A 22,293-nucleotide genomic window follows, 5' to 3' on the forward strand; every position below is an offset into this window, starting at 1 on the left:
TCCCAGAATTTAAGACCATGGTATCCTTCGGATGGTTCAGTGAACTGTGGAAACTTCCCATTGCCCCAATTGTAGTTTCCTCCATCTACGATTACACCCCCTATGGAGGTTCCGTGACCACCAATCCACTTAGTGGCCGACTGTACTACAATGTTGGCTCCATGCTTAATTGGCTGGAATAAATAACCCGCAGCACCAAAGGTATTGTCCACAATCATTGGTAGGTCGTGTTTTTTTGCCAAAGCAGCAATAGATTCAAAATCAGGAATATTGAATTCGGGATTGCCAATGGTTTCCAGGTAAATGGCTTTGGTCTTGTCATCGATGAGTCCTCCAAAATCCTTCGCATGGTTTCCTTTTGCAAATCTTGCTTCAACGCCGATTCGCTTGAAAGCGACTTTAAATTGATTGTAAGTACCACCATACAAAAAGGAGGTGGAAACAAAGTTTTCTCCAGCTTGTAGAATATTGTTCAAAGCTAAAAACTGTGCTGCTTGTCCCGAAGCGGTAGCCAAAGCTGCAACTCCACCTTCCAAGGCGGCCATTCTTTGTTCGAACACATCTGTGGTAGGGTTCATGATCCGGGTGTAAATATTCCCGAATTCCTTTAGAGCGAATAAATTGGCACCGTGTTCTGCTGAGTTGAACACATAGGAAGTGGTCTGATAGATGGGTACCGCCCTTGCATTGGTAGCGGTATCGGGTGCCTGTCCGGCATGGAGCTGGAGCGTTTCAAATCTGTAAGTTGACATAATTGATGATGTTTATTGGTTAAGGGTAAATTGAAGGTACAAATTAGTAAATCCGATAGGATAAATAGGGTTGATGCAAAAGTAAATTTTTCACCAACGCATGTAACTGCAAGACCAACAACATCGGCAAAATGGAGTTGTGATCTGGCGTAAAACTTTTAAACTGGGATTTGCTTTTTTCGGATTCATCATGTCTGGAATTTATATTTCCAACCGGGAATATACCCACTTGGCAGGAATTGGCACCTTTTCAACGAATCGAATGGTTGCCAGAGGGTCATTGAGCCTGTCTCTTACCTCTTCTGTATAAATCCCAACACTTACATAAAAAGTGAAAGGATAACACAAATTAAATTCCCAAAGCTTGTATATGCAAGGGAATGGGGGATTTATTTTAAAATGTGGTTGTGGGCTTTTTTCTAAAAGCATTTTTTTGGAAAAAATCTGTTAACTAAATAAGGGAGGGATTTAACCCTAATTTGGTCAATTCTGACTTGAACCGTTCGAATTCGAACAGTTTTCACTCATCCTCAGATAACTATTTTTTTTGATCTTACCTTTAAAACTATGGGTTAGTGGTGGGCCAAATGTATCGCAACTTAGTTTATCTGATAGTTAAAAAAATATTTTTCAACTAAACCTAAATTCATAAATATTGGCATTCCATTCGCTGTGGGGCTTTCTGTTAATTTTAAACAAACAAAACCAACAAAATGAAAACCCAACACAGATTAGAATTTAGAGAGAAATGTCTGTCTTTTTCCCATTTCTTAATTAAAAAAATGCGACTTCAGTTAATGGTGATAACTATGATACCCATGTTATCAAGCTGTCTGGACAACAACCTTACTGTAGTGACTGAAATCAATGAACAATTTACAGGAATCAATGCCATTGAAGTAGATGGAGCTTTTTTGGAAGTGGAGTATGTGGGAGAAAGTGGTCTACAGGAAGTGACCATGGATGTACTTCTGAGATCCAATTCCGATAAAAGGTATGAAATCATCCATAATGTGGAAGGGGAAAAGCTCAGGATTGAGGTGAAAACAAATAAAGGAATTGCCGGTAACCTCAAAGGAGAAGGACATATCAGATTGAAAGGTCCCAGAAATATCTTGGTTGATATGGAATCCGGATCAGGAAGTTTATCAGTTCAAAATGTGGTTTCCACAGAAGCGAAGTTGGCTGTAGGTTCAGGATCAGTTATTGCAAAAAACATTTCAGCAACCAATATATTCTTAACCTCCTCGTCGGGAACGGTCAAAGCGGAGGCGTTAACCGGTAAACTTACCGCAGTAGTTTCTTCAGGAAAAATGGAGTTTTCAGGTATTGACGGAAATATTGATGTCGATGGTTCCAGTGGTGAGATGAAATTCACAGGAATCAATGGGCTCGTGAATGTCAATATCAGTTCAGGTAAAATTGAGATGAACAATGTAAAGTTTCTTGGAAAAGCCCACTTATCTTCAGGACAATTATTTGCGACTAATACCGGTTTGAGTGGAGAAACATCATTAAAAGTTTCATCAGGATCTATCTATATTCAGACTTTAAGCAACCTGGGCAATTTTAACTTCAATATCACCACAGGAAGCGGAAAAGCAAGGGTCGGAACCAATCAGGCCTCAGGTTCTCTGGTCATCAATAATGGTGCTGCAAATACCATCCGAGGTGAAGCCAGTTCGGGTAAGATAGAAATTGAGAATTAAAGCTGAAATTTTAATTCTGTCTAATTGGTAACCTAACTCTTCTAAAACCTAGCAAGGTGTTTTAGCCTTTTCTAGATGTAATATCATTATCTAATAAAGGAATTTAAAATGAAATAAGTGTTGTACGTTTTGTACAATTTCATTATTTTTAGCATCTGGAGATCACATAATATGAATGCGAAAATTCTAGATGTAAGTACAGGAAAAATTAGAAAGGCCGTAATAATAGACGCGAAAGCTACAGAATTGCCTTCCATCCATGATGGATGGGAATTTAATTTCCCTAGTCGACTGAAAGAATTGAGCCATGCTATAGCATATAAGCTTATCCTTAAAGAAGAACCTGAAGTGCTGTTAGGCTGTCTTATATTTCAAATGGTAAATGGAACGGGTCCATATATTGCTTACCTAGAATGTTCACCTGAAAATAAAGGAAAAAATAAAAGATTTGATTGGGTAGCAGGATGTCTAATTGCCTTTTCATTCAAACAGTCCTTAATAAGAGGAAAAGGTGATTATCAAGGGTATTTGGAACTTGATGTACAGGAAAAGCGGGATATTGATGCGTTTAAAGTTATGTCAAATTATTCCAAGAAGTATGGGTTCAAACGTTATGGATTGACATCCACAATGTGTCTGGTAGATGAGGATGGACATAAACTCATTGAAAAATATCTGGAACATTAATATGATTAGAAATCATAAATTTAAAGTGCAATGAAAAAGCAAGAATTAGAGGATTTCGATGGGAAAGTCGGACTGGATAATCCAAAGAAATGGAACAAGGAAGAACTAAATGCATTTGATTCCAGAGTTAAAGAAAATGCGTCCGGAAGAAGCCCTCAACAAAGAATAAAAAATCAACTTGCTGGATTTCAATATAGTTTGGAAGAAAAGTTGGATCAGCCAGATACTTTTATTGATCTTGAAGAGATTGTCAAGGAATTGATCGACATATTGAATATCACCAAGAAAGAATTGGCTAAGTCCATCGATATGGACAGTCCCAACCTTTCAAAATATCTAAAAGGTGAAAGAAAGTTTAATCCTGACCTTGCCATGAGATTGGGCTCATTCTTTCATATCAAGCCAGAAATATGGCTTGAAATCAGCATGAGAAATGAGTTGCTCAGTCTCAAAATCCAAAAGACAAAATCAGAGAAATACACTAAGTATGATTACGAAAAAGTAATTACCTTCTAAAGTATCTTCTCAATTTTCACCGCTGTCCCTGAAGAAGTCACCATCAGCATGCCTTCGCGGATTGTTTCATAGTCGAGGTCAATTCCGACTATTGCATTTGCTCCAAAGGATCTGGCCTGCATTTCCATTTCGGACATGGCGGTAGCCTTGGCCTCACGCAGTACGCGTTCGTAGGCACCTGCCCGGCCACCCACAATGTCAGTGATGCTTGCAAAAAAATCCTTGAATACATTTGCTCCGATAATGGTCTCACCTGAAACTACGCCTAGATAGGCAGTGATTTTATAGCCTTCTAAACTTGGTGTTGTACTTACAATCATTGTTTTATGGATTTAATGTTGGAAAATTCATTATGCTTTCAACTTCTTTAATATTTGGTGTGATTTTGCCAATGACCCTTTTGGTCCTTAGGTATCTGTTCAGTTCGTATTCGTCATAATCAGGACTTTCTTGGTCGAAGCTACTGATCCTGACCCTTCCCCGTGAGTGGATAAAGGAATTGTCGCCGACCCACATCCCTACGTGCACGACCCTTTCTTTTTTGTCTCCTGATGCTTTTTCACCAAAAAACAACAGGTCTCCTACTTCAAGATTTTCCCAATTTTTGTCCTCGTCCACCTCTTCACCTTCCCATATTTGCTGGGATGCATCTCTTGGAATCACTTGACCATTGAGGAAATAAATGGTTTTGGTAAATCCGCTGCAATCAACCCCTTTGATAGAGGTTCCTCCCCAAAGATAGGGAACACCCATCATAGCTTTTGCAGTTTGGATCAGGTTTTGGGGACTGAGTTGTCTGCTTTCGTTCCACTCCTCAAAAGGTGTCAATTGGTCACTTCTCACAAAACCCATCCTGCCATCTGGAAGCAGGATCTCCTGATAATCTTTTTCAGTCCAATCAAGAGAGACTATATTCCCTGCGACCAGGTCACTGACGATTTCCTTTTCATCAGCATCTGAAAAAGCAAAACCACTATTATCTGTAAAGACTGCTTTTGGAAGTTGGTTCCATTCAGAAAGTTCTTTCCCATCCATTACCTGAATTCCACCCGAATCTACCCAAGAGATATATTGATCCGGCGTTTGGACCAGATACCAAGACCCTTCCTTTTTCAATACTCTAAGTGGGGTTCCTAATAATGCCTGTGTGGCCAGTTCCGCCGAGTGTTTCGGGGCACTTCGGATATTGGCCACAGAAATGGTTACCACAGCAAACTCTTTTCCTTCCAAGGATTGATCAGGCAAGGTTGTAATTTGGTCATCGTACCTGATGTCCAATTCATCCAATTTTCCTTTTAGTATTATCAAGGATTCAGTCTGATCGGTTTCACCTGAAAGGACACCATTCGACCATTCAATTTCCCAAATGGCCACCCGCTTGTCCGGTGCGTATTCGGATTTGAGATCAGAGATCAGTTTTTCAACCTGATTATCCTTTTCATTCTGGCAGGAGGATATGATGATCAAAATGATCACAACCATGAATCTTGAATATTTTCTGTTCAAGGAAGTTTTGTTTAGGTGTTGGAAATAAAAAAACCGTGGTAAATACTACCACGGTTTAAACTTAAATCAGTTTCCGTTTTTTTCCAAACCGGGAGACCTTTCCAGGAATTCCTGATAGAGCTTGATATGCCGGTTGCTCATCGGGACACGATAGCCATCAATAAATACATGGCTGATCTGTGTTTTGGTTTCAAATGGATCTCCTGTCGAAACAAACAAGGTGGCATCCTTTCCTGTCTCAATAGAACCCAACCGGTCGGCTACCCCAAATATCTCAGCGGCATTGATCGTTACAGATTTGAGTGCTTCCTCTTTACCCATTCCGTAAGCTGCGGCAAATCCTGCATTGAAGGGGAGGTTTCTGGTATTTTCGGCATCATTGCTTCTGATCACTACCTTCACGCCTGCTTTGGCCATTTTTCCGGGATTGGTATAGGCTGCATCATACCTGTCCGATGGACGGGTCGGGATAGATAGCATAGGTCCTGTTACTACAGGAAGTTTGGCCTCCGCTATTTTGTCCGCAACTCTCCAACCTTCGGCCACACCGGTAAGAATGGCTTTCACATTTTTGGATGGATCCAGTCGATGGCTGCTACAATGTCAGAAGCGGCATTGACTTCGACCAACAAGGGCAGTTCACCTGCAATCACTTTGGAAAGCTGTTCCATTTCAGGATAAAACTGTAGTTCTGCTTTTGCGCCCTTAAGTTGGTTATAAGTGACGGCTCTTTCCCAGATTTCATTCAAGGTTTTTTGGGCTTTTTCGGCTTCTTTTTTGATATCCTCATCACTTCGTCTGTCCCAGGTACTTCTTCTTGCAGAGGAGGGGAAATTGAGCACGACGCCTTTAAACCCGGCATACATTTGATCAGGTGTGTAACCATTGAGGTTGATCAAGGCTGCTGTCCCTGGAAATAAACCACCTGAAGGGACTGCCAATGTGGTCGTCACTCCGCTGACCCTAGTGACCGGAATGGCGATAGAATTTGGATTGACAGCCATCAAAGCCTGCATGTTAGGAGTGACCTGACCGATTTCAGCATAATCCTGGGTTTCAGGTAATGAGTTGACTTCTACTAGTCCCAATCTGCTGCCACCGTCCATCATACCGGGATAGATATATTGGCCGGTACAATCAATTACTTCGGCATCTCCTGCCAATAGGTTTTTGCCCACCGCCTCGATTTTGCCATTGACTATAAGCACACTCCCATTCTCAATGACTCCATTCGTAACTGTTTGAATAGTCGCATTTTGGAGTAGGAATTTCCCGTTTCTTGGCTTGATGAATTCTCCGTCAAACTGGGCATTTGCCAAAAAAGGTAAAATTACCAGAGAGAATGTATAAATGATTTTTTTTAGATTCTTCATTTTCTTTTTGATTAAGGGAAATTAATGGGTGTGATCGAATAAGTTTCTCCCAAAATTGGTAAAGAAAAAATCTACACCATGCATACACCTATGGTCATGTTCTTTGAGGAAAATAGGCTCAATGATATCCGTTGCACTGACCCGAAGCCTCATGTCGTTGTTGTCCTCATTGATGTCAAAATACTTGACCCCATCCACAAAGGTCATTTGGGGAATGGCATATACAGAAAGAGGATGTCCCTCAAAAATCACGAGGTCAGCCTGTTTACCTTCTTCAATGGAGCCTACTTTGTCAGCGATGCCCAATTGTTTGGCAGGATTGATGGTAATCAAAGCCAATGTCTGTTCATCATCCAATTGACCGTATCTCTGGGCTTTGCCTGCTTCGTGGTATAAATGCCTAATCAACTCCCCTGAATCCGAATTGATAGAGGTGATCACACCGTTTTCGGTCAGGATAGCTGCATTGTAGGCAGTTGAATAATATACCTCAAACTTATAAGCCCACCAATCCGCAAAGACAGATGCACCCATGGTGTATGCTGCCAATTCCGGAGCGACCTTAAAGCCTTCATTGACATGGGAGAAAACTATGTTTGTAATCCCAAAATCCCTACAGGTATTGATCAGGGCATAAATTTCATCAGCCCTGTAAGAGTGGCAATGGATAATGATATTGCCATCAAGTATATCCACCAGTGTCTGTATCCTGGTATCGAATTTAGGGGGAACAGGAGTTGCTCCTTTTTTCTTAAGGGCGGTATTATAGGTGTCCCAGGATTTTTTGTACTGAATGGCTTCATTAAAACCGTTTCTGATTACCGCTTCTACTCCCATTCTAGATCTGGGTTGAATTCCATTGCCCCTCCCATGCACTCTTGTTGGATTTTCACCCAAGGCAAATTTGATGGTTCTTGGCGCTTCTTTCATGAAAAGGTCTTCAGGATTTCCTGATCCGTACCGGTGTTTCAAGGTGATGTTCTGACCTCCGATTGCATTGGCAGAACCGTGCATGGCATGGGAGATAGTGACCCCTCCGGCCAAAGCCCTGTAAAGCCCAACGTCATAAGGATCGACCACGTCTGCCATTCTTACCTCAGAGGTGATCGGTGCAGTGGCTTCATTTACTGCATCTAAAGCTACATGAGAGTGGGCATCTATAATCCCTGGCATCAGGTATTTACCTTTTGCATCAATGGTTTCCACATTGGAGGCTGTGAGGTTTTTTCCGATTCTTCGGATGATCCCGTTTTCTACCAATACATCAGTATCTTCCAATGTCCCGTTGGTAATGGTCAGTACAGTTGCATTCTTGATCAGGACAGAACCTTTTGGGGTCTGTGCATTGGCGACCATGACAGCCAACATCAAAAAGGAAATAAGTATATATTTTAATTTTTTCATCTTAACTCTTGATTAACGCTTACTTTGATTAGGTTTTTTTGTGGCATTCAGGGGATAGCTTCCAAAATCTGCCAAGGACATTGTACCGGAAAACTGATCATCATTGATGTCACCTGCAACAGTTACTTCGAGGGACATGCCACCCGCTGCGACCTCAAAAGAAAATGTGAGAGAATTGCCTGAAATACTTATGTTCTTCATTTCTGAAGTAGCAGTGCCACTACCTGAAGGATTGGAGTATGTTATATTGCCTTTGTAGGAGTCACCTTCCTTTTTGATAGACATAAGTCCATCTGAGCTCCCGGCAGGAGTGTCCGAAGTATAATCCCATTCCCCTGCAATTTGGACTGCTCCGTTCTCACCATTTCCATTTCCCTTTCCGGCTTTTTTGGTCTTGATTTCATAATCAAAAATATACCCATCAGCTACCACATGTTTTATATGTGCCTCCTCACTGAAGATTGGTTCTGTAAAAATGACCAAATTGGCCAGTTTGCCTTTTTCTATCGTCCCGGTAAATTTTGAAATCCCAAGAATATTTGCGGGATTGGTTGTCAAAGCTGCTAAAACTCCGTTTTCACTTAGACCATTTTCAACCATCAGTTTCAGGTTTTTCATCAGGTCTGAATTTTTCCCACCCATTGAAGTGAAGCCAAAAGGTATCCCTGCTTTTTCCAAGAGGCCTGCTTGCTTCAAAATATTTTCATAAGCTTCCTTGGCCCTATTTGTTCGTGCCTTCATTTCATCTGAAAGGTCTTCGGTTTTTGCCTTGGTGATTTTATCATCAGGAAGTTTCATACTCAATAGCACCTGGGCATTGGCTGCTTTGATTTCATTGATGACCATATCAGCCTCGGTGACACCTACCAAAACAAGTCTAAAACCATTCTCTTTTTGTAGCGAAAGCGCTCTTCTAATTTCGAGGTCATTGGAAACTTCAAACATGATCGGAATGCCTTTGTCAATTACAGGATAGAAAGCCTGTAGGGTTTTGTTCATCTCAGGTCTGTTCAGTCCGCTGTTTGATGCAAAAAGTCTTTGATGCTGGGCTGAATATTCAGCATTCTTATAAAGATCTCTGAACTTGGCCATGATACCTAATTGGGTACCTGGATAGGCACCTCTTCCTCCTCCTACACTCCTGAATTTGGCATTGAGCGCGGTGTTCTGGGCCAAAATATTGGTAGAAGCATTTCCTCCCAATACCACCACAGCAGCTTTTCCTGGTAGCATTCCACCATCAGGAATAATTTGGGCAACGGTAAAACCGCTTTTTCTCCAATCGCTGATCTGACTGTTTTTGAAGTCAAAGTTGTCGAGGACATTTCGCCAAGGTGTTATGCCGGCGTTTTCATCCGGAGGATTGGAGGGGTCAAAATTGGATGGTCTTTCCGGATCAGCAGGTTTGGATACTCCTGCACTGCTTGCGCCATCTATAAATCCCGGATAAATGTACAGGGAATCCCCATCAATTATCTGGGCTTCATTTGGGATGCGAACATTAGTACCGACTGCCTCTATCAGACCGTTTTTGATCAAAATTGTTGCTCCTGAAATTGTATTGCCCGGTGATGTGGTGATGGTGGCATTTTTAATTGCGTAGGTTCCGGTAACTCTTCTTTCCCCTGTGGGATCACTCTGTGACCAAAGTGGATTATAAGATAGGAAAAAGAGGAAAAACAGGAAGCCACTGAATACTTTTAACTTAGGGTTCATATTCATAGAAATAGTCTAAAATTGATATTTTTAATGACTTGTAAGCTAGCGAAAGAAAATTTTTCAAAAAAAGTTATTTTTTTTAATAGGCGATATAGGTTAAGAACGGCAAAAAATTTTCTGCATAATGCATTTTAGTTCTTCTGTATTTTTTGATAAAATTTTTATAATATTTCGGGTCTATCAACACTTGTTTTTTAACTTTTTTTACGACTATCTTTATTCCACTAAGTCACCCAAAATTCTTTAAAATGAAAAATGTATTGATTATCGAAGACGATAAACTGATATCTAGTTTGGTACAGTTTAAGTTAAAAAAAGAAGGCTACAATGTCACTATGGCTGAAGATGGAATCGCAGGCATAGATGCCATCAATCTATTGCAAACTGACCTCATTATTACTGATGTGATGATTCCATTCAAAAACGGGATTGAAATTATCCACCATGCCAAAAAAGTAAGTCCAAAAGTCCCCATCATTGTCCTTAGTTCACTGGGAGAAGAGGAAGGTACTGTCATGGAGGCATTCAATCTTGGTGTATCTGATTTTGTTCCAAAACCATTCAATCCGAATGAACTTGCCATGAGGGTTAGAAGATTAATCAATAACTGATAGATGATATTTGAAGCTGGACTGAGAAGCCTAAAAAAACTGATATTCACCCTTGTTTTTTTAAAACTTTTTTTTTCCGGTAATCTTGTTGCACAGGACGATAGTATCACTGTTACTGGTTTGCAATCTGTTTTGGAAAATGTAGATGAAGTTCCCGGTTTGGAGTTTATCGTTTATTTCAAAACACTTAATGATACAACTGATCTAACTCTTCTCAATTTAAGTCAGCATGCTGACTCTGTTAATTTTTGGTTTTCTGATACCATTCTTCTTTACAATCAAGCGAAAGAATTGAATGCAGGTCTGTCCCTGTTGAATGAAGGTTCCGGGTCGATTAATTATTTTTTATTCAAAAGAGAAGTCAGTGAATCAGGTGTCTTGGAATATTTGGATAATCTGATCAGGAATGAACTCTTTGATCCATCAGGCATTGTCAATAATTCATTTACAAATGAAGGTGAACTGGTGCTACTCGGAACAAAAACGGCTTTTCGGCCATATTATAAGCTGAAGGTTAAGATCCTGAGTGATATCAAAATGCTTTTATTATTGGCTTGTTTGGGCATGTTTCTGATTGCCTCACTAATAATGGTATTGGTGATGTTTGTCATTAAATCAAAGAAAAGGAGAAAAGAAGTCCTGACGCTAAGATTTAAGAATTTATGTTACGGACCAATTTCCGATCTTCTATTTGATGATGAACCGGAAAGGTTGAAACAGTTGAAAAGGGAGGAATTAGTTTGCTTATTTCCAAAAGGTCACCTGGATATTGACCTTTTCAAGGATGTGATGATTCAGGAGATCATCAGTCTCAATAAAAATATGAAGGGGGATTTTAAAGCCCGCCTAAAGCTTATATATAGAAAGCTTGAACTGGATAAGCATTCCATAAAAAAATTATCATTTAAACGCTGGGACGTTGTGACCTCGGGGATAGTTGAAATAAACGAAATGGATGTCATTGAGGCAGTACCGATCGTAGGGAAACTCACTTCCCATGTGAATTTTTATATCAGGTCAAATGCTGTGGCCACCATGCTGAACATCTCAGAGGATATGACCTTAAAGGTACTGGCGGATCAACGCTATCCTTTGTCCAAATGGCAACAGATGAAATATTATAGGATCATCAAGTACCTTAACAATAAGGGAAATGTTCAGTTTGATTTACTTTTTGAATCCAAAAATGAATCTGTCCGGGTTTTTGGAATAAAGCTGGTCAGGTATCTTGGTTTGGTTGACAGACTTTCAGTACTCCGCCAAATGTACCGGACTGCATCAATTAATGAGAAAATTGAGATATTGAAATGCTATGACAACTTTAACCACTTAGAAGGTTTGGACGATATACATACTGACCTTAGTACTTCTGACAAAACACTTTTTTTAAACGTAGTCAAGGTTTTGAAAAATTTAGGTTCTGAGGTATCCCAGATCATTTTGATGGAATGGTTCAGAAAAACGAAGGATTTTGAATGCAGATTGAAAATATTGGACGCTGTTAATTCACTAAATCCGGAATTGGTTACATTAAGTAATTTTTCTGCAAATGAGGAACAAGTCAATCAGATTATAGCACACCTTAAAGATCCCATTCTCAATCATGTATAGTATTTTATTCCATATCGTGATTGAATTAATGGGCATACTCTTTTTGGTGTATAGTTTTTCCATTATCACGATTTATCTGATAATGGCGGTGTTGTCCGGTCTGGAGATGAGAGATCATCTGAGAAAAAACAAATTTGCAGATTATTTGGATGTCATCACGAGCCCGGTTTCACCTGGAATTTCTATTATTGCCCCAGCCTATAATGAAGGCATGAACATCGTTCAGAATGCGAAAAGTCTGCTGACACTACATTACAGCAGATATGAAGTGATCTTAGTGAATGACGGATCCAAAGATGACAGCTTGGAGAGAATGGTGGAAAGTTTTGATTTGGTTAAAACTGATTATGCCTACAATTATCAGATTGAATGCAAAAGGGTCAGGGGTGTATATAAATCCGCCAACAGGTCATTCTCCAAACTCATTTTTGTAGATAAAGAAAACGGCGGAAAAGCAGATGCACTGAATGCCGGGATCAATGTCGCGCAAAATGAGATCCTTGCCTGCATTGACGTGGATTGCATACTTTCAAGTGATTCCCTGACCAGAATGGTTCGCCCTTTTATGGAGGAGACCAATAGGAAAGTAATTGCTGTAGGCGGGGTCATAGGGGTAGCCAACAACTGCGATGTGAAAGACGGGACCGTAACAAAATATAGAGTTCCGGATACCTTATTGGGGAGGTTTCAGGTGATCGAATATTTCAGGGCCTTCTTGATGGGTAGGATGGCCTGGACAAGGATCAACGGCTTGATGTTGATATCAGGCGCTTTTGGTTTTTTCGACAGAGAACTGGTATTGAAAGTAGGAGGATATTTCCCTAAAACAGTGGGCGAGGATATGGAATTGGTAGTCAGGATGAGAAGGCACATGTATGAGATGGGAATTGCCCATAAAGTTGGCTTTGTCCCTGACCCGTTGTGCTGGACAGAAGTGCCTGAGACGAAGGGTGTGCTCTCAAAACAAAGAAACCGCTGGATGAGAGGAACAATCGAAACTTTACAGCTTCACCAAAGTATCAGTATGAATCCCAAGCAAGGTGTGCTGGGTATGGTATCCTATCCTTTTTGGTCAATCTTTGAAAAGTGGGCACCGATTCTTGAATTTATAGGATTGATATACACCATGGTGATGGTCTTTACCGGTGACATCAGTGCTTTGTATTTTATAGCGCTATTTGTACTCATTTACTGTTTTTCTATCCTGATTTCCTCATTTAGCATTTTGTACGAAGAGATTGCTTACAATAACTATAAAGATAAAACGGATCTGAAGAAACTCATTAAAACCATTATTCTGGAGCCTTTCTTGGTCCATCCACAATTGGTATGGTGGGGACTGAAAGGACATTGGCACTTCATCAAAGGAAAAGGAGGCTGGGGCGAAATGATCCGGACAGGATTCAAAAAAGCCACTGATAAACAAAAGGTAAGTACTGTGACTCCATAAAGAAATGCGAAGATGAAGAGACATATAATTTTAATTTCTTTACTGATGCTATCAATACAGATGATTTCTCTATCATCAGCGATAGCTCAGGAAAGCTTTGATCCGGATGAATTATATTTTGAAGCAAGGAAATTGATATTGGATGGGAAAAGAGAAGAGGGAAGAGACATCCTCCGAAAAGTACTCTCACAATATCCGGAGTATGCAGACGTTTTGGTTTTGATGGGGAGGTCTTTTAGTTGGGATGGACAGTATGATTCTGCTGGGATGTATTATGAAAGAGCCCTTTTGGCAAGCCCTGAATATGAGGATGTGTATGTCGCTTATATAGACAATCTATTTTGGAGCGGGGATTATGAAAAGGCCTCTGAGGTACTTGAAACGGGAATCGAAAAAATCGGTCCTTCCTCATCAGCTTTGAAATACCGAAAGTCAAGATTGTATTATTACAGAGAATCCTACAAAGAAGCGCTTAAGCTTGCCAATGAGGTATTTGCCAAAGCCCCAAAAACGGAAGGGATATTGGGTTATATACAGACATTGAGGAGGCTTACCCGGATAAATGCTGTCGGTGCCACCTACGACTATGATTCATTTGCCGATGCTATCAGTCCATGGAACACGTATTCACTTTATGGCAGGACCAGGACTAATCTGACCGGTTCCCTTATAGCAAGGGTTACTCATTCCCAGAGGTTCGACGATAGCGGTACACAGTTTGAATTGGATGCATTTCCTTCATTGGGTAAAAATTCTTATGGCTATTTGAATGTTGGTTTTTCGGAGGCCTTCTTTTTCCCAAAATTCAGGTTTGGTACAAGTGTTTTCTGGAATTTGCCAAAAGCCTATGAAATTGAGGCAGGTTATAGGTACCTTCAGTTTTCTGAAACAACACATATCATCACATCTTCATTTGGAAAATACATTAGTAATTGGTGGTTAAACTTGAGATTGAACGTTATCCCCGGAGCAGAAGGCTCATCAAGCAGCGGCAACTTACAGGTCAGGTATTACTTTAGCGGGCCGGAGGATTTTTTCAGTTTACAGGCCTCTACAGGAGTTTCCCCGGATGAGGAGAATAGAGACTTTCAATCCCAGTTATTAAATTCTTACAGGGTCAGGGCTGGTTACCAACACCTATGGACTCCGAGATGGATAGGATTTGGATTTGTGGGGTATTCAAGAGATGAAATTTCAAAAACCAATTTCAGAAACAACTTGAACATTTCAGTAGGTACCGAATTCAGATTCTGATGAAAAAATCTTGGTCCAAATATTTTCCAGCAGAATTGAAGCTTTTATCCTTCTGGCTTTTTTTGGCCCTTTTGTTTTTTGTTGCAACACCTCTTTTAAGTTTGGGTGTATGGTATTTGATTCCTTCCGGTCAATTTGGGGTTTTGATTGTCAATAAAACCGTTCCCGATCACGAATATCAAGAACACCAATCCATTCATTGGCTGCTCAATCATTTTAGATATACCAAACAGGATGGTGGGTTTTATGATCAATCAAAAGATTATTTCGGTTACTTCCCGGGAACCACTTTGGAAGATGCTAGTATTAATGATTTTTCTTCGCTTTCAGAAAATGCAATAGACAAGTTGTTGACTGATAACCATTTGGTGTATTTTGCAGATACCTATGGTGTATATGAAAACGACTTCATGGAACCTGTATTGGAAGGGCCTTCCAAAAAAATTTATGGTGGAATGGATCAATCCGATATTGGATTTTTGAAAGCAGCGTACAAGAAAGAAATTGACATCATTGCCGAGTTCAATACCATAGCTAGCCCGACAAGTAAAGCAGTAAGGATGGAATTTGAAAACCTTGCAGAAATTAAGTGGACGGGCTGGATTACAAGGTATTTCGATGAATTGGATACCCTGCTGAACATTGATTTGCCCAGATGGCTGATCAATGGTTATGTTACCCATCATAAAGGGACTTGGGGCTTATCAGGTCCTGGAATGGTTTTCCTGCATGAAAACGGATCATTGGAAATATTACAGTTCGGAAGGGATTTTAAGAATAATGTTCCAAACATTGTTTCGACCTCCAAGAATCAAAAAAAATACGAAATACCGGAAATTGTCAAATATCCATATTGGATTGATGTGGTTTTGGTAAGCAGGGAATTTGAAGTTATCTCCTATTATGATTTGCTTCCAACTGAGGTAGGAATTGGTAAATTGCGGGAAATGGGTGTACCAAGGTATTTTCCTGCAGCAGTGGTAAAAGAAAACGGCAACGGTAAGTTTTACTATTTCTGTGGTGATTTTGCAGATAATCCAGTGAGTGGAAGCTCTTATAAGTTTTTTGGAATATCGAAGTTATGGAGGATGTTCTTGCAGTCAGAGGATTATTCCCAGAGGGACAGTTTTTTCTGGAATTATTATTATCCTCTGATGAAAAACATCATAAAGGATTCTGAAGCACGGCGAAGGCATGATTGAGGAGATTTTTATTATTTGGCTATTGGTATCATAGTGGATAACAAAGGGAATTTTATTGGAACCACATAAGAAACAAAAGGGAACAAAAGACTATATCACAAAAAATTGATATTCAGTAACTTTTGTTTTCTTTTGTCGCTTTTGTGGTTCCATCATTTTTGTTAAAACAATAAAGCCGGCTAATTAGGCTGCCATTGACAGAATATTGATAAGTGCAATTATTTACTGGTTTCGCATTAATTTCACTTAAATTAATTATATATAAATCAAACCAATGTAATTACCTATTCTGAACATATCCAAAATGTTACTACCATTGGCGAAAGTGACTCACTTTCTCCCGCCTTCTGTCTCCTGTCTTCTTTCCTTTTCCAACCAAAATTTACCTCACTGGCAAGTAGATCCTCAGGGAATCCGGGATGATCCTGTTGTTTTCGGTGGCATAGCGGTTTGAATTCCTGTAACTTTCGAATTCCCGGGCCAGTTTTTCTTTCAGTCTGATATCTGTGACCGGTTCCATATCCATGTTGTCATAGAGCCGGTAAAGTTGGTTGTCTGAAAGTACATGGTCATTGCTGATATAATCAATCAGTTGATTTTTGTTTCTCATTAAAGGATTGGTAATGTTGGCCTGAAAAACAGCGGAGGTATCCATTACATATCCCTTCCAGGCAGTCAGTGATGGTAGGTTCAGTTCATAATGAGTTTTCAGGAAAGCCAGAAGGGTAGGGGTGATTTCAAAATGGGTGGTGATCCCATGCATTCTTTTTGGTCTTTGAATTTTTTCGGAGAAGATCATGATGGGAACATGAAACCTGTCCATGGTGGTTGCCAGTGGGATTTCCGGTAGCCTGTGGTCACCTGTGATGATGAATATGGTGTTTTCATATTTGGGCATGTTTTTATACTCCTCGAAAAACTCCCTGATAGCCTCATCCACATAGAGGATACTGGCATACATGCTTTTGTAATTCCTGTAGTCGGTTATCTGCGTGGGATTTGAACGCAAGGTCTTGGTGATATAGGTTTCAAATAGGTCAAAATATTTTTGCTCGTCAGGAATAAGGAAAGGGTCATGAGAGGTTTGGGTCTGAAAAACCGACAATTGTGGTTGGCTGATTTCCCTAGGGATTTTTCTCATGCCATTTTCAAACATGGCCTTGTCAGGATAGCCCCATGAGAATCCTGACTTGGAAGGGGTTTCTTCAAAATCCGCATCAAAGGATGACATATCCAATATCCTGTCCACTTTTTGATATTCCAAAAACGGCCCCACATTATCAAAGTTCCTGTCTGCACCAATGTGATAGTTGGTGAAATAGCCGTTTTGCTTCAATAATGAAAACAAGGATAAGTGAAGCGGAAATTCCGGGGCCTGTTCCATAAATCCTTTTTGGGCAAAAGGAAGGGAACCAAAGATGCTTGTAAGTACTCCAAAGGTTCTTCCTGTGGTAGATAGACCGTTTTTCCAATAAAGTGAATGGTTGCTGAGCGAATCCAAAAATGGTGTGAAACTTCCCAGATATGCTGCTTCGCCTGAATAGGCTTTTCCCAATCCCTCGACGATGATAAAAACCAGGTCGGGAATGGTATCAAATTCAACAAAATAAGGGCTTAAAACATCGGGGTAATTGTTTTTGTGCAGGAAAGGATAATTTGGTTCTATAAATTCTTTTTCTACCAATAGGTTAGCTCTGGTCGGCGGAGATAAATAGAAGTCAAAAAACAGGTAATCCCGGTTTGTGAAGTAATTGTAGGACTGATTGTAAAAATATTGGGTTTTATTGACCGTTAGATTTCTTTCGATTTCACCTAAATTCTGTTGTTTATCCAAGGGCAGAAAATTTAAACCTATAATGAAGGCATAACAGATTATTGTAAAGGTTATCGCAGTGTTGAAATTCAGAGGAAGCCATTTGCCAATACTGAGGATGATATAAACAAGTCCAAAAGCCAATACAGCTGCTACAAGGTTTAACAGGTTGAATTCTCCGGATGCCTTTACCGTGGCAATCACATCGCTTGGAGTATATGCATAGAGGTCCTCCCCTAAAGGTAAAAGCATTTTGGTGAAATAGAATATCAGACCCGCCTGAAACAGGATCAAAAGTGTAGCGGAAGATTTTACAAGTATTTTTCCGAATTTAGGAAAAGCCAGTCCAAGTAGGATATGGAGGATCAATAAAAAACCCAATACATAAAAAACCCATAACAAGTCACTTACAAGGCCGGATGTTAGGATGGTGTTTTTTTTAAAAGGCAAGTTATGGATAACAAAAACCGCCTTTGTCTCCACAATTCGGAACAATAAAAAAATCACCATAAAAGGAATTCCGATTTTCCAGAAATTGATAAATGAAGCTTTGAGATTGGATATTAAATCAGAGCTAATTTGTGCTTGGGTGGACATTGGGTGAAAACTTATAAATAACTCAGTTAACAATACAAACGATTTTTTTTTAAAATTCCTATCTTGCGGGATTATTAGGAAAAATATGAAAAATAAAAGTGTCTTACTGAAAGAGCTATGCAAGAATATCTCTACCACTGGAGCGATCACTTTCAGCTCTCTTTCTTTGGTTAACAAAATGCTTTCTTATGCAGATTTTAATGGGGCAAAGTTGATTGTAGAGCTTGGGGGAGGTGATGGAAGCATCACCAAAGGAATTGTTGAAAGAATGGAAGAAAATACTGTCCTGCTGGTCTTTGAAATCAGTAAAGCTTTTTGTGATAATCTAGAAAAAGAATTTCCCCAGGATAATGTTAAAATAATCTGCGATTCGGCAGAGCATATTGACAAATACCTCAATGGTGAAAAAGCGGACATGATACTTTCATCCCTACCCCTTAGTCTGATCAACAAGGAGTCCCGTGATGAAATCTATAAAAAAAGCAAAGCAGCCATCAATGGTCATGGGAAATTTATCCAAATCTGTTATTCCTATCTGCTGAAATATCAGTTTGCCAATTATTTCTCTGATATCAAAAGCCACTTAACCATTAAGAATTTCCCGCCTACGTTTATTTTAGTGTGCCATTGACCGGTTTATTCATGCCATGACTATTCCTATATTCATGCCATGACTCGAAGTCATGGCATGAATGGTCAAAGTCATCGCATGAATCCATTATGTTAAAAAAACAACAATACATAGAACCCAACATTCTTAAAATAGCCATCATGGAAATGTGCCGGCTAAGAAAGGATGAGAGTTTTTCTCTTGATGATGTTGTGAAGTGGATTTATCCCCAACATTGGATTTATTTTATTTCTGAGGCTGAGGAGGCAATGATGGAACTGTACAGATCGGGAAAAATAATTGTTCTGAAAGATGATATTCCTGTAGTGCCAAATCTGATTTCAAAGGTTTCATACAGGATAAAAGCAAAAGCCAAAACTTCTTGAGTCCTTAAGATGTTATGCCATAAATCAAGTTAACATGAGATCATTACAATTTATGATGGGGATGCTTTTCTTTGCTACTTTGGCATGTGCACAGCAAGCTCCATCCCAAAAACAAAAAAATATGAAGGACCTACCAAAAACAACCGTACAAGTTCCCGAAGGATTTGAAATTGCCACGCTTGGAGGTGGCTGCTTCTGGTGTACAGAAGCGATATATCAGGATCTGAAAGGTGTAGAGAGGGTTGAGTCCGGCTACAGTGGAGGTCATATAGATAAGCCTACCTACAAACAGGTGACTTCTGCCACCACAGGTCATGCGGAAGTGATTCAGGTAATGTTTGACCCAAAGGTCATTACCTACGGTGAAATACTGGAGATTTTTTGGTCAACCCACGATCCCACAACATTGAACAGGCAAGGTAATGATGTAGGACCCCAATACAGGTCAGCGGTATTTTTTCATTCTGATGATCAAAAAAAAGAAGCTGAATTCTACAAAAATAGACTTGCCGAATCAGGTGCTTTCAATAGGCCCATAGTAACTGAGATTACACCATTCAGCAATTTCTATGTTGCGGAAGATTACCATCAAAATTATTTCAATGACAACGGAATGCAGCCCTACTGCCAGTTTGTGATCAGACCCAAAGTTGAAAAATTCAAAAAGGCATTTGCTGAGAAGCTCAAATAAGTATCTTGTTGCAATTTGTTGGATTACACCTTTTCTATATTTAGTTTTGAAATACTAAAATCAGACCATTATGAAAAAGAACATTCTCTATTCCATTCTTGCCATCATCCTCCTATGGTCATGTCAATCACAATCTACTGAAAAAACTAATGAAGGAGTGGATGGCGATACTCCGACAGGGTACTTTGGCGAAGAGATCAACGATTCGGGTGTAGTTTCCTTAACTCAACTGGTTAGTGAACTTCAGGTCAATGATGAATTTGAAGGCAAAGTTGTAGGGGAGATCAAAGAAGTCTGTGCTAAAAAGGGCTGTTGGATGACAATAGATCTTCCAAATGGTCAGACCATGAGGGTGACATTCAAAGATTACGGATTTTTTGTACCACTGAATTCTCAGGGATATCCTGTTGTCATTGAAGGTGTGGCAAGCAGGAAAGTGACTGATGTGGCTACTTTAAAACATTATGCTGAAGACGCAGGCAAGACCAAAGAAGAAATTGAGGCCATCACAGAACCAAAGCAGGAATATGCTTTCGAGGCAATTGGGGTAATTATCAGAGAGGATGCCTGATAGTCTTGGTCCTGTTAAGGGAATCAATAAGTTAGATAGGGAATGATATGGCAATTGCTTTGGATAATCTTAGGGTGGGGAGAATATATGAATTCACCAACATGGGTGAAAAGCGCAAGCTTGAGATTTTGGCCAGGTTATCCGGAGATAACTTCAAAGTAAAGGACCTTGAGACTACTGAGATTTATACCATAGAGGAATTGCTACGTTGGGGAAAAGGGAAAGATTATGAATTAGATGAAGTTATCGGAGAAAGTTCTCACGGACTTGTCCCCAAAAGATTTTAAAAAAAGCCCTTGGAGAAATCCCAGGGCTTTTTATTTGAACCACAAAAGAAACAAAAGGGAACAAAAGACTATATCACCAAAAGTTGATATCAGTAACTTTTGTATTCTTTTGACACTTTTGTGGTTCCATTATTTTTTTGTTAAAACAATAAAGCCTAGCAATCGGGTTCGCAACAACGTAATCGGAGCAGTTTCTCATGAGGAACAGGAAATGTAAATTTGAACACAATAGAACCTCAAGAGATCCCTCGTACCTCGGGATGACGGCTGCCAGGCGGCTAACTTGATGTCATTACCCTTTCTGTATATGCCAATTTTATTACTCAGACACGTGTCACGTTCTGAATTTACTTGACACTTTTTTATTGGTTTTCTTTTGTTTCACACTCTCATCTTTCATCTAAGGAGATTGCCACGTCGCACGAAGGACTGTTCAAAATATCAAAGTTTCCCAAGTGCTCCTCGCAATGACGCACATTCCTTCATCCTTCATCCCTCATCCTTTCTCCCTTCCCCCTCATCTCCGAATCTCTCCCAAATCTAAAATCTAAGATCTAAGATCTAAGATCTACTCTCTCTACCCTCATCCTTTCCCCCCTCCTAATTAAAAGTCTTAAACCCAGGTTCATAAATGATCCTTATAAAAGAACTGAGACCCTCTTGAGCTCTGTTAATGGGAATACCGGTTACAATACCAATCATTAAATTTTCTGCCAGACCTACTCGCATTTGTGGTCTCATTACGGCTTCCAATTTTCCATTATGTATTTCTTTGTTAACTTCAATTCCAATAAAATTTCTGGTACCGGCAATCATGTAATGGAGATTGGTGTGGATTTCATAACTAAAATCACTTTTTTGGTTAAATCCCTTTTCAATTCTTGGGCCTGTATAAATCAATGAATGGTAATTACTCCCCCATCTTTTTGCAGCAATAAAAAAGGGATTGAAGACATTTCCTTTGAACAGATCACCCCGACCAATTTTGTTTAAATCAACAAACTCAAACTCATGTATATACCCAAGTGCCAGGCTGGTTTTGGCTTTTTCTGAAACCAGAAAGGACCATTGTGTGGCGAGCTTTATGGATTCAATCCTATTGGCAGGCTGTGTACGGTCAGTAGGCAGATCTTCTCTTTTGCTGAATAGTGTGACAGGAACCTCAACTTCGAATCCCAATCGGTCTATAGGCGCCCATTCATATTCCACCAATAACTCATATTCATCAAAATCCCGCTTATCTGTCATTCCCATTCCAACGTTCCATTCTTTTTCTCCTTTTCTAGCTCCCAAGTCACGGATAAGATCGATGTAAAGCGGTTCTGCATGGAGGACCTTCGGTTTTTGGTCTGGTTTTGGTTTTTCAAATTCTGCTAAAAAAATACTGTCCAATATTATTCTTTCCAATTTGACACTGTCAATTTGAGCATCCTGTGCCAGTATGCGCCCGCAGGTCAATAACATGACAGCCAGCAATATATAAATCCGTTTCATTGATTTGATTTAAAGGTTTTTTGTTTTATCCAAGCTATGTAATCCCATTA

General features: G+C 39.8%; 20 protein-coding genes, 1 pseudogene and 1 riboswitch. Of the genes and pseudogenes, 13 read left to right on the forward strand and 8 right to left on the reverse strand.

Going from position 1 to position 22,293, the window contains the following annotated elements; genetic code table 11:
• Positions 1-752 (reverse strand): O-acetylhomoserine aminocarboxypropyltransferase/cysteine synthase family protein (locus ACEW8O_RS07015; RefSeq protein WP_373493909.1); only part of this gene is annotated, 752 nt, incomplete at its 3' end.
• Positions 753-950: 198 nt separating this feature from the next.
• Positions 951-1,065, reverse strand: a riboswitch (SAM riboswitch).
• Between the two features lie 505 nt (positions 1,066-1,570).
• Between ACEW8O_RS07015 and ACEW8O_RS07020 the strand changes: the two genes are divergently transcribed.
• The 3 genes from ACEW8O_RS07020 to ACEW8O_RS07030 all read left to right on the forward strand — a co-directional run bounded on the left by ACEW8O_RS07020 (position 1,571) and on the right by ACEW8O_RS07030 (position 3,664).
• The gene (locus tag ACEW8O_RS07020; RefSeq protein WP_373493910.1) at positions 1,571-2,461 is read left to right on the forward strand and encodes a DUF4097 family beta strand repeat-containing protein; all 891 of its coding nucleotides are present in this window, start codon (positions 1,571-1,573) and stop codon (positions 2,459-2,461) included.
• A 171-nt stretch (positions 2,462-2,632) separates the two neighbouring features.
• Positions 2,633-3,148 carry a hypothetical protein gene (locus ACEW8O_RS07025; RefSeq protein WP_373493911.1) on the forward strand — a complete coding sequence of 172 codons (516 nt, stop codon included), beginning with the start codon at positions 2,633-2,635 and terminating at the stop codon, positions 3,146-3,148.
• A gap of 30 nt (positions 3,149-3,178) precedes the next feature.
• Complete coding sequence (locus ACEW8O_RS07030) at positions 3,179-3,664, forward strand: transcriptional regulator (RefSeq protein ID WP_373493912.1); 486 nt, start codon at positions 3,179-3,181, stop codon at positions 3,662-3,664.
• Here ACEW8O_RS07030 and ACEW8O_RS07035 read toward each other — a convergent pair.
• The 5 genes and pseudogenes from ACEW8O_RS07035 to ACEW8O_RS07055 all read right to left on the reverse strand — a co-directional run bounded on the left by ACEW8O_RS07035 (position 3,661) and on the right by ACEW8O_RS07055 (position 9,663).
• Complete coding sequence (locus tag ACEW8O_RS07035; protein ID WP_373493913.1) at positions 3,661-3,984, reverse strand: YbjQ family protein; 324 nt, start codon at positions 3,982-3,984, stop codon at positions 3,661-3,663. The genes ACEW8O_RS07030 and ACEW8O_RS07035 overlap by 4 nt on opposite strands.
• A gap of 4 nt (positions 3,985-3,988) precedes the next feature.
• Positions 3,989-5,170: an NlpC/P60 family protein gene (locus ACEW8O_RS07040; protein WP_373493914.1), complete on the reverse strand. Its 1,182-nt coding sequence runs from the start codon at positions 5,168-5,170 to the stop codon at positions 3,989-3,991.
• A gap of 66 nt (positions 5,171-5,236) precedes the next feature.
• Positions 5,237-6,543 (reverse strand): annotated as a pseudogene (locus tag ACEW8O_RS07045) (amidohydrolase family protein).
• Positions 6,544-6,564: 21 nt separating this feature from the next.
• The gene (locus ACEW8O_RS07050; RefSeq protein WP_373493915.1) at positions 6,565-7,947 is read right to left on the reverse strand and encodes an amidohydrolase family protein; all 1,383 of its coding nucleotides are present in this window, start codon (positions 7,945-7,947) and stop codon (positions 6,565-6,567) included.
• A 12-nt stretch (positions 7,948-7,959) separates the two neighbouring features.
• A complete protein-coding gene (locus ACEW8O_RS07055) occupies positions 7,960-9,663 on the reverse strand; it encodes an amidohydrolase family protein (RefSeq protein ID WP_373493916.1) in 1,704 nt (567 codons plus the stop codon).
• Between the two features lie 251 nt (positions 9,664-9,914).
• Between ACEW8O_RS07055 and ACEW8O_RS07060 the strand changes: the two genes are divergently transcribed.
• From ACEW8O_RS07060 to ACEW8O_RS07080, 5 genes are read left to right on the forward strand one after another with little or no spacing between them, the layout of a single operon-like run.
• Positions 9,915-10,277, forward strand: a complete 363-nt coding sequence (locus ACEW8O_RS07060; RefSeq protein WP_373493917.1) for a response regulator transcription factor — start codon at positions 9,915-9,917, stop codon at positions 10,275-10,277.
• A gap of 3 nt (positions 10,278-10,280) precedes the next feature.
• Positions 10,281-11,888 carry a hypothetical protein gene (locus ACEW8O_RS07065; RefSeq protein ID WP_373493918.1) on the forward strand — a complete coding sequence of 536 codons (1,608 nt, stop codon included), beginning with the start codon at positions 10,281-10,283 and terminating at the stop codon, positions 11,886-11,888.
• Positions 11,881-13,338: a glycosyltransferase gene (locus ACEW8O_RS07070; RefSeq protein ID WP_373493919.1), complete on the forward strand. Its 1,458-nt coding sequence runs from the start codon at positions 11,881-11,883 to the stop codon at positions 13,336-13,338. Before ACEW8O_RS07065 ends, ACEW8O_RS07070 begins: the two co-directional genes overlap by 8 nt.
• A 12-nt stretch (positions 13,339-13,350) precedes the next feature.
• Positions 13,351-14,592: a YaiO family outer membrane beta-barrel protein gene (locus tag ACEW8O_RS07075; protein ID WP_373493920.1), complete on the forward strand. Its 1,242-nt coding sequence runs from the start codon at positions 13,351-13,353 to the stop codon at positions 14,590-14,592.
• Positions 14,592-15,794 (forward strand): hypothetical protein, encoded by a 1,203-nt coding sequence (locus ACEW8O_RS07080; protein WP_373493921.1) that lies wholly within the window; start codon positions 14,592-14,594, stop codon positions 15,792-15,794. Before ACEW8O_RS07075 ends, ACEW8O_RS07080 begins: the two co-directional genes overlap by 1 nt.
• A gap of 382 nt (positions 15,795-16,176) precedes the next feature.
• On the opposite strand, the gene ACEW8O_RS07085 is transcribed toward ACEW8O_RS07080, so the two are convergent.
• Complete coding sequence (locus tag ACEW8O_RS07085) at positions 16,177-18,204, reverse strand: LTA synthase family protein (RefSeq protein WP_373493922.1); 2,028 nt, start codon at positions 18,202-18,204, stop codon at positions 16,177-16,179.
• A gap of 85 nt (positions 18,205-18,289) precedes the next feature.
• Here ACEW8O_RS07085 and ACEW8O_RS07090 point away from each other — a divergent pair, with 85 nt between their 5' ends.
• The 5 genes from ACEW8O_RS07090 (at position 18,290) to ACEW8O_RS07110 (ending at position 20,749) form a co-directional block, all read left to right on the forward strand.
• Positions 18,290-18,835 carry a class I SAM-dependent methyltransferase gene (locus tag ACEW8O_RS07090; protein ID WP_373493923.1) on the forward strand — a complete coding sequence of 182 codons (546 nt, stop codon included), beginning with the start codon at positions 18,290-18,292 and terminating at the stop codon, positions 18,833-18,835.
• An 89-nt stretch (positions 18,836-18,924) separates the two neighbouring features.
• Positions 18,925-19,200, forward strand: a complete 276-nt coding sequence (locus ACEW8O_RS07095; RefSeq protein ID WP_373493924.1) for a DUF3253 domain-containing protein — start codon at positions 18,925-18,927, stop codon at positions 19,198-19,200.
• A gap of 34 nt (positions 19,201-19,234) precedes the next feature.
• Positions 19,235-19,891 (forward strand): peptide-methionine (S)-S-oxide reductase MsrA, encoded by a 657-nt coding sequence (gene msrA / locus ACEW8O_RS07100; RefSeq protein WP_373493925.1) that lies wholly within the window; start codon positions 19,235-19,237, stop codon positions 19,889-19,891.
• Positions 19,892-19,961: 70 nt separating this feature from the next.
• The gene (locus ACEW8O_RS07105) at positions 19,962-20,462 is read left to right on the forward strand and encodes a DUF4920 domain-containing protein (RefSeq protein WP_373493926.1); all 501 of its coding nucleotides are present in this window, start codon (positions 19,962-19,964) and stop codon (positions 20,460-20,462) included.
• 47 nt (positions 20,463-20,509) lie between these two features.
• Complete coding sequence (locus ACEW8O_RS07110) at positions 20,510-20,749, forward strand: hypothetical protein (protein WP_373493927.1); 240 nt, start codon at positions 20,510-20,512, stop codon at positions 20,747-20,749.
• Positions 20,750-21,349: 600 nt separating this feature from the next.
• On the opposite strand, the gene ACEW8O_RS07115 is transcribed toward ACEW8O_RS07110, so the two are convergent.
• Positions 21,350-22,243 (reverse strand): HAEPLYID family protein, encoded by an 894-nt coding sequence (locus tag ACEW8O_RS07115; protein ID WP_373493928.1) that lies wholly within the window; start codon positions 22,241-22,243, stop codon positions 21,350-21,352.
• Between the last annotated feature and the right edge of the window lie 50 nt (positions 22,244-22,293).

Source organism: Aquiflexum sp., assembly GCF_041749095.1.
Lineage (GTDB): Bacteria > Bacteroidota > Bacteroidia > Cytophagales > Cyclobacteriaceae > Aquiflexum.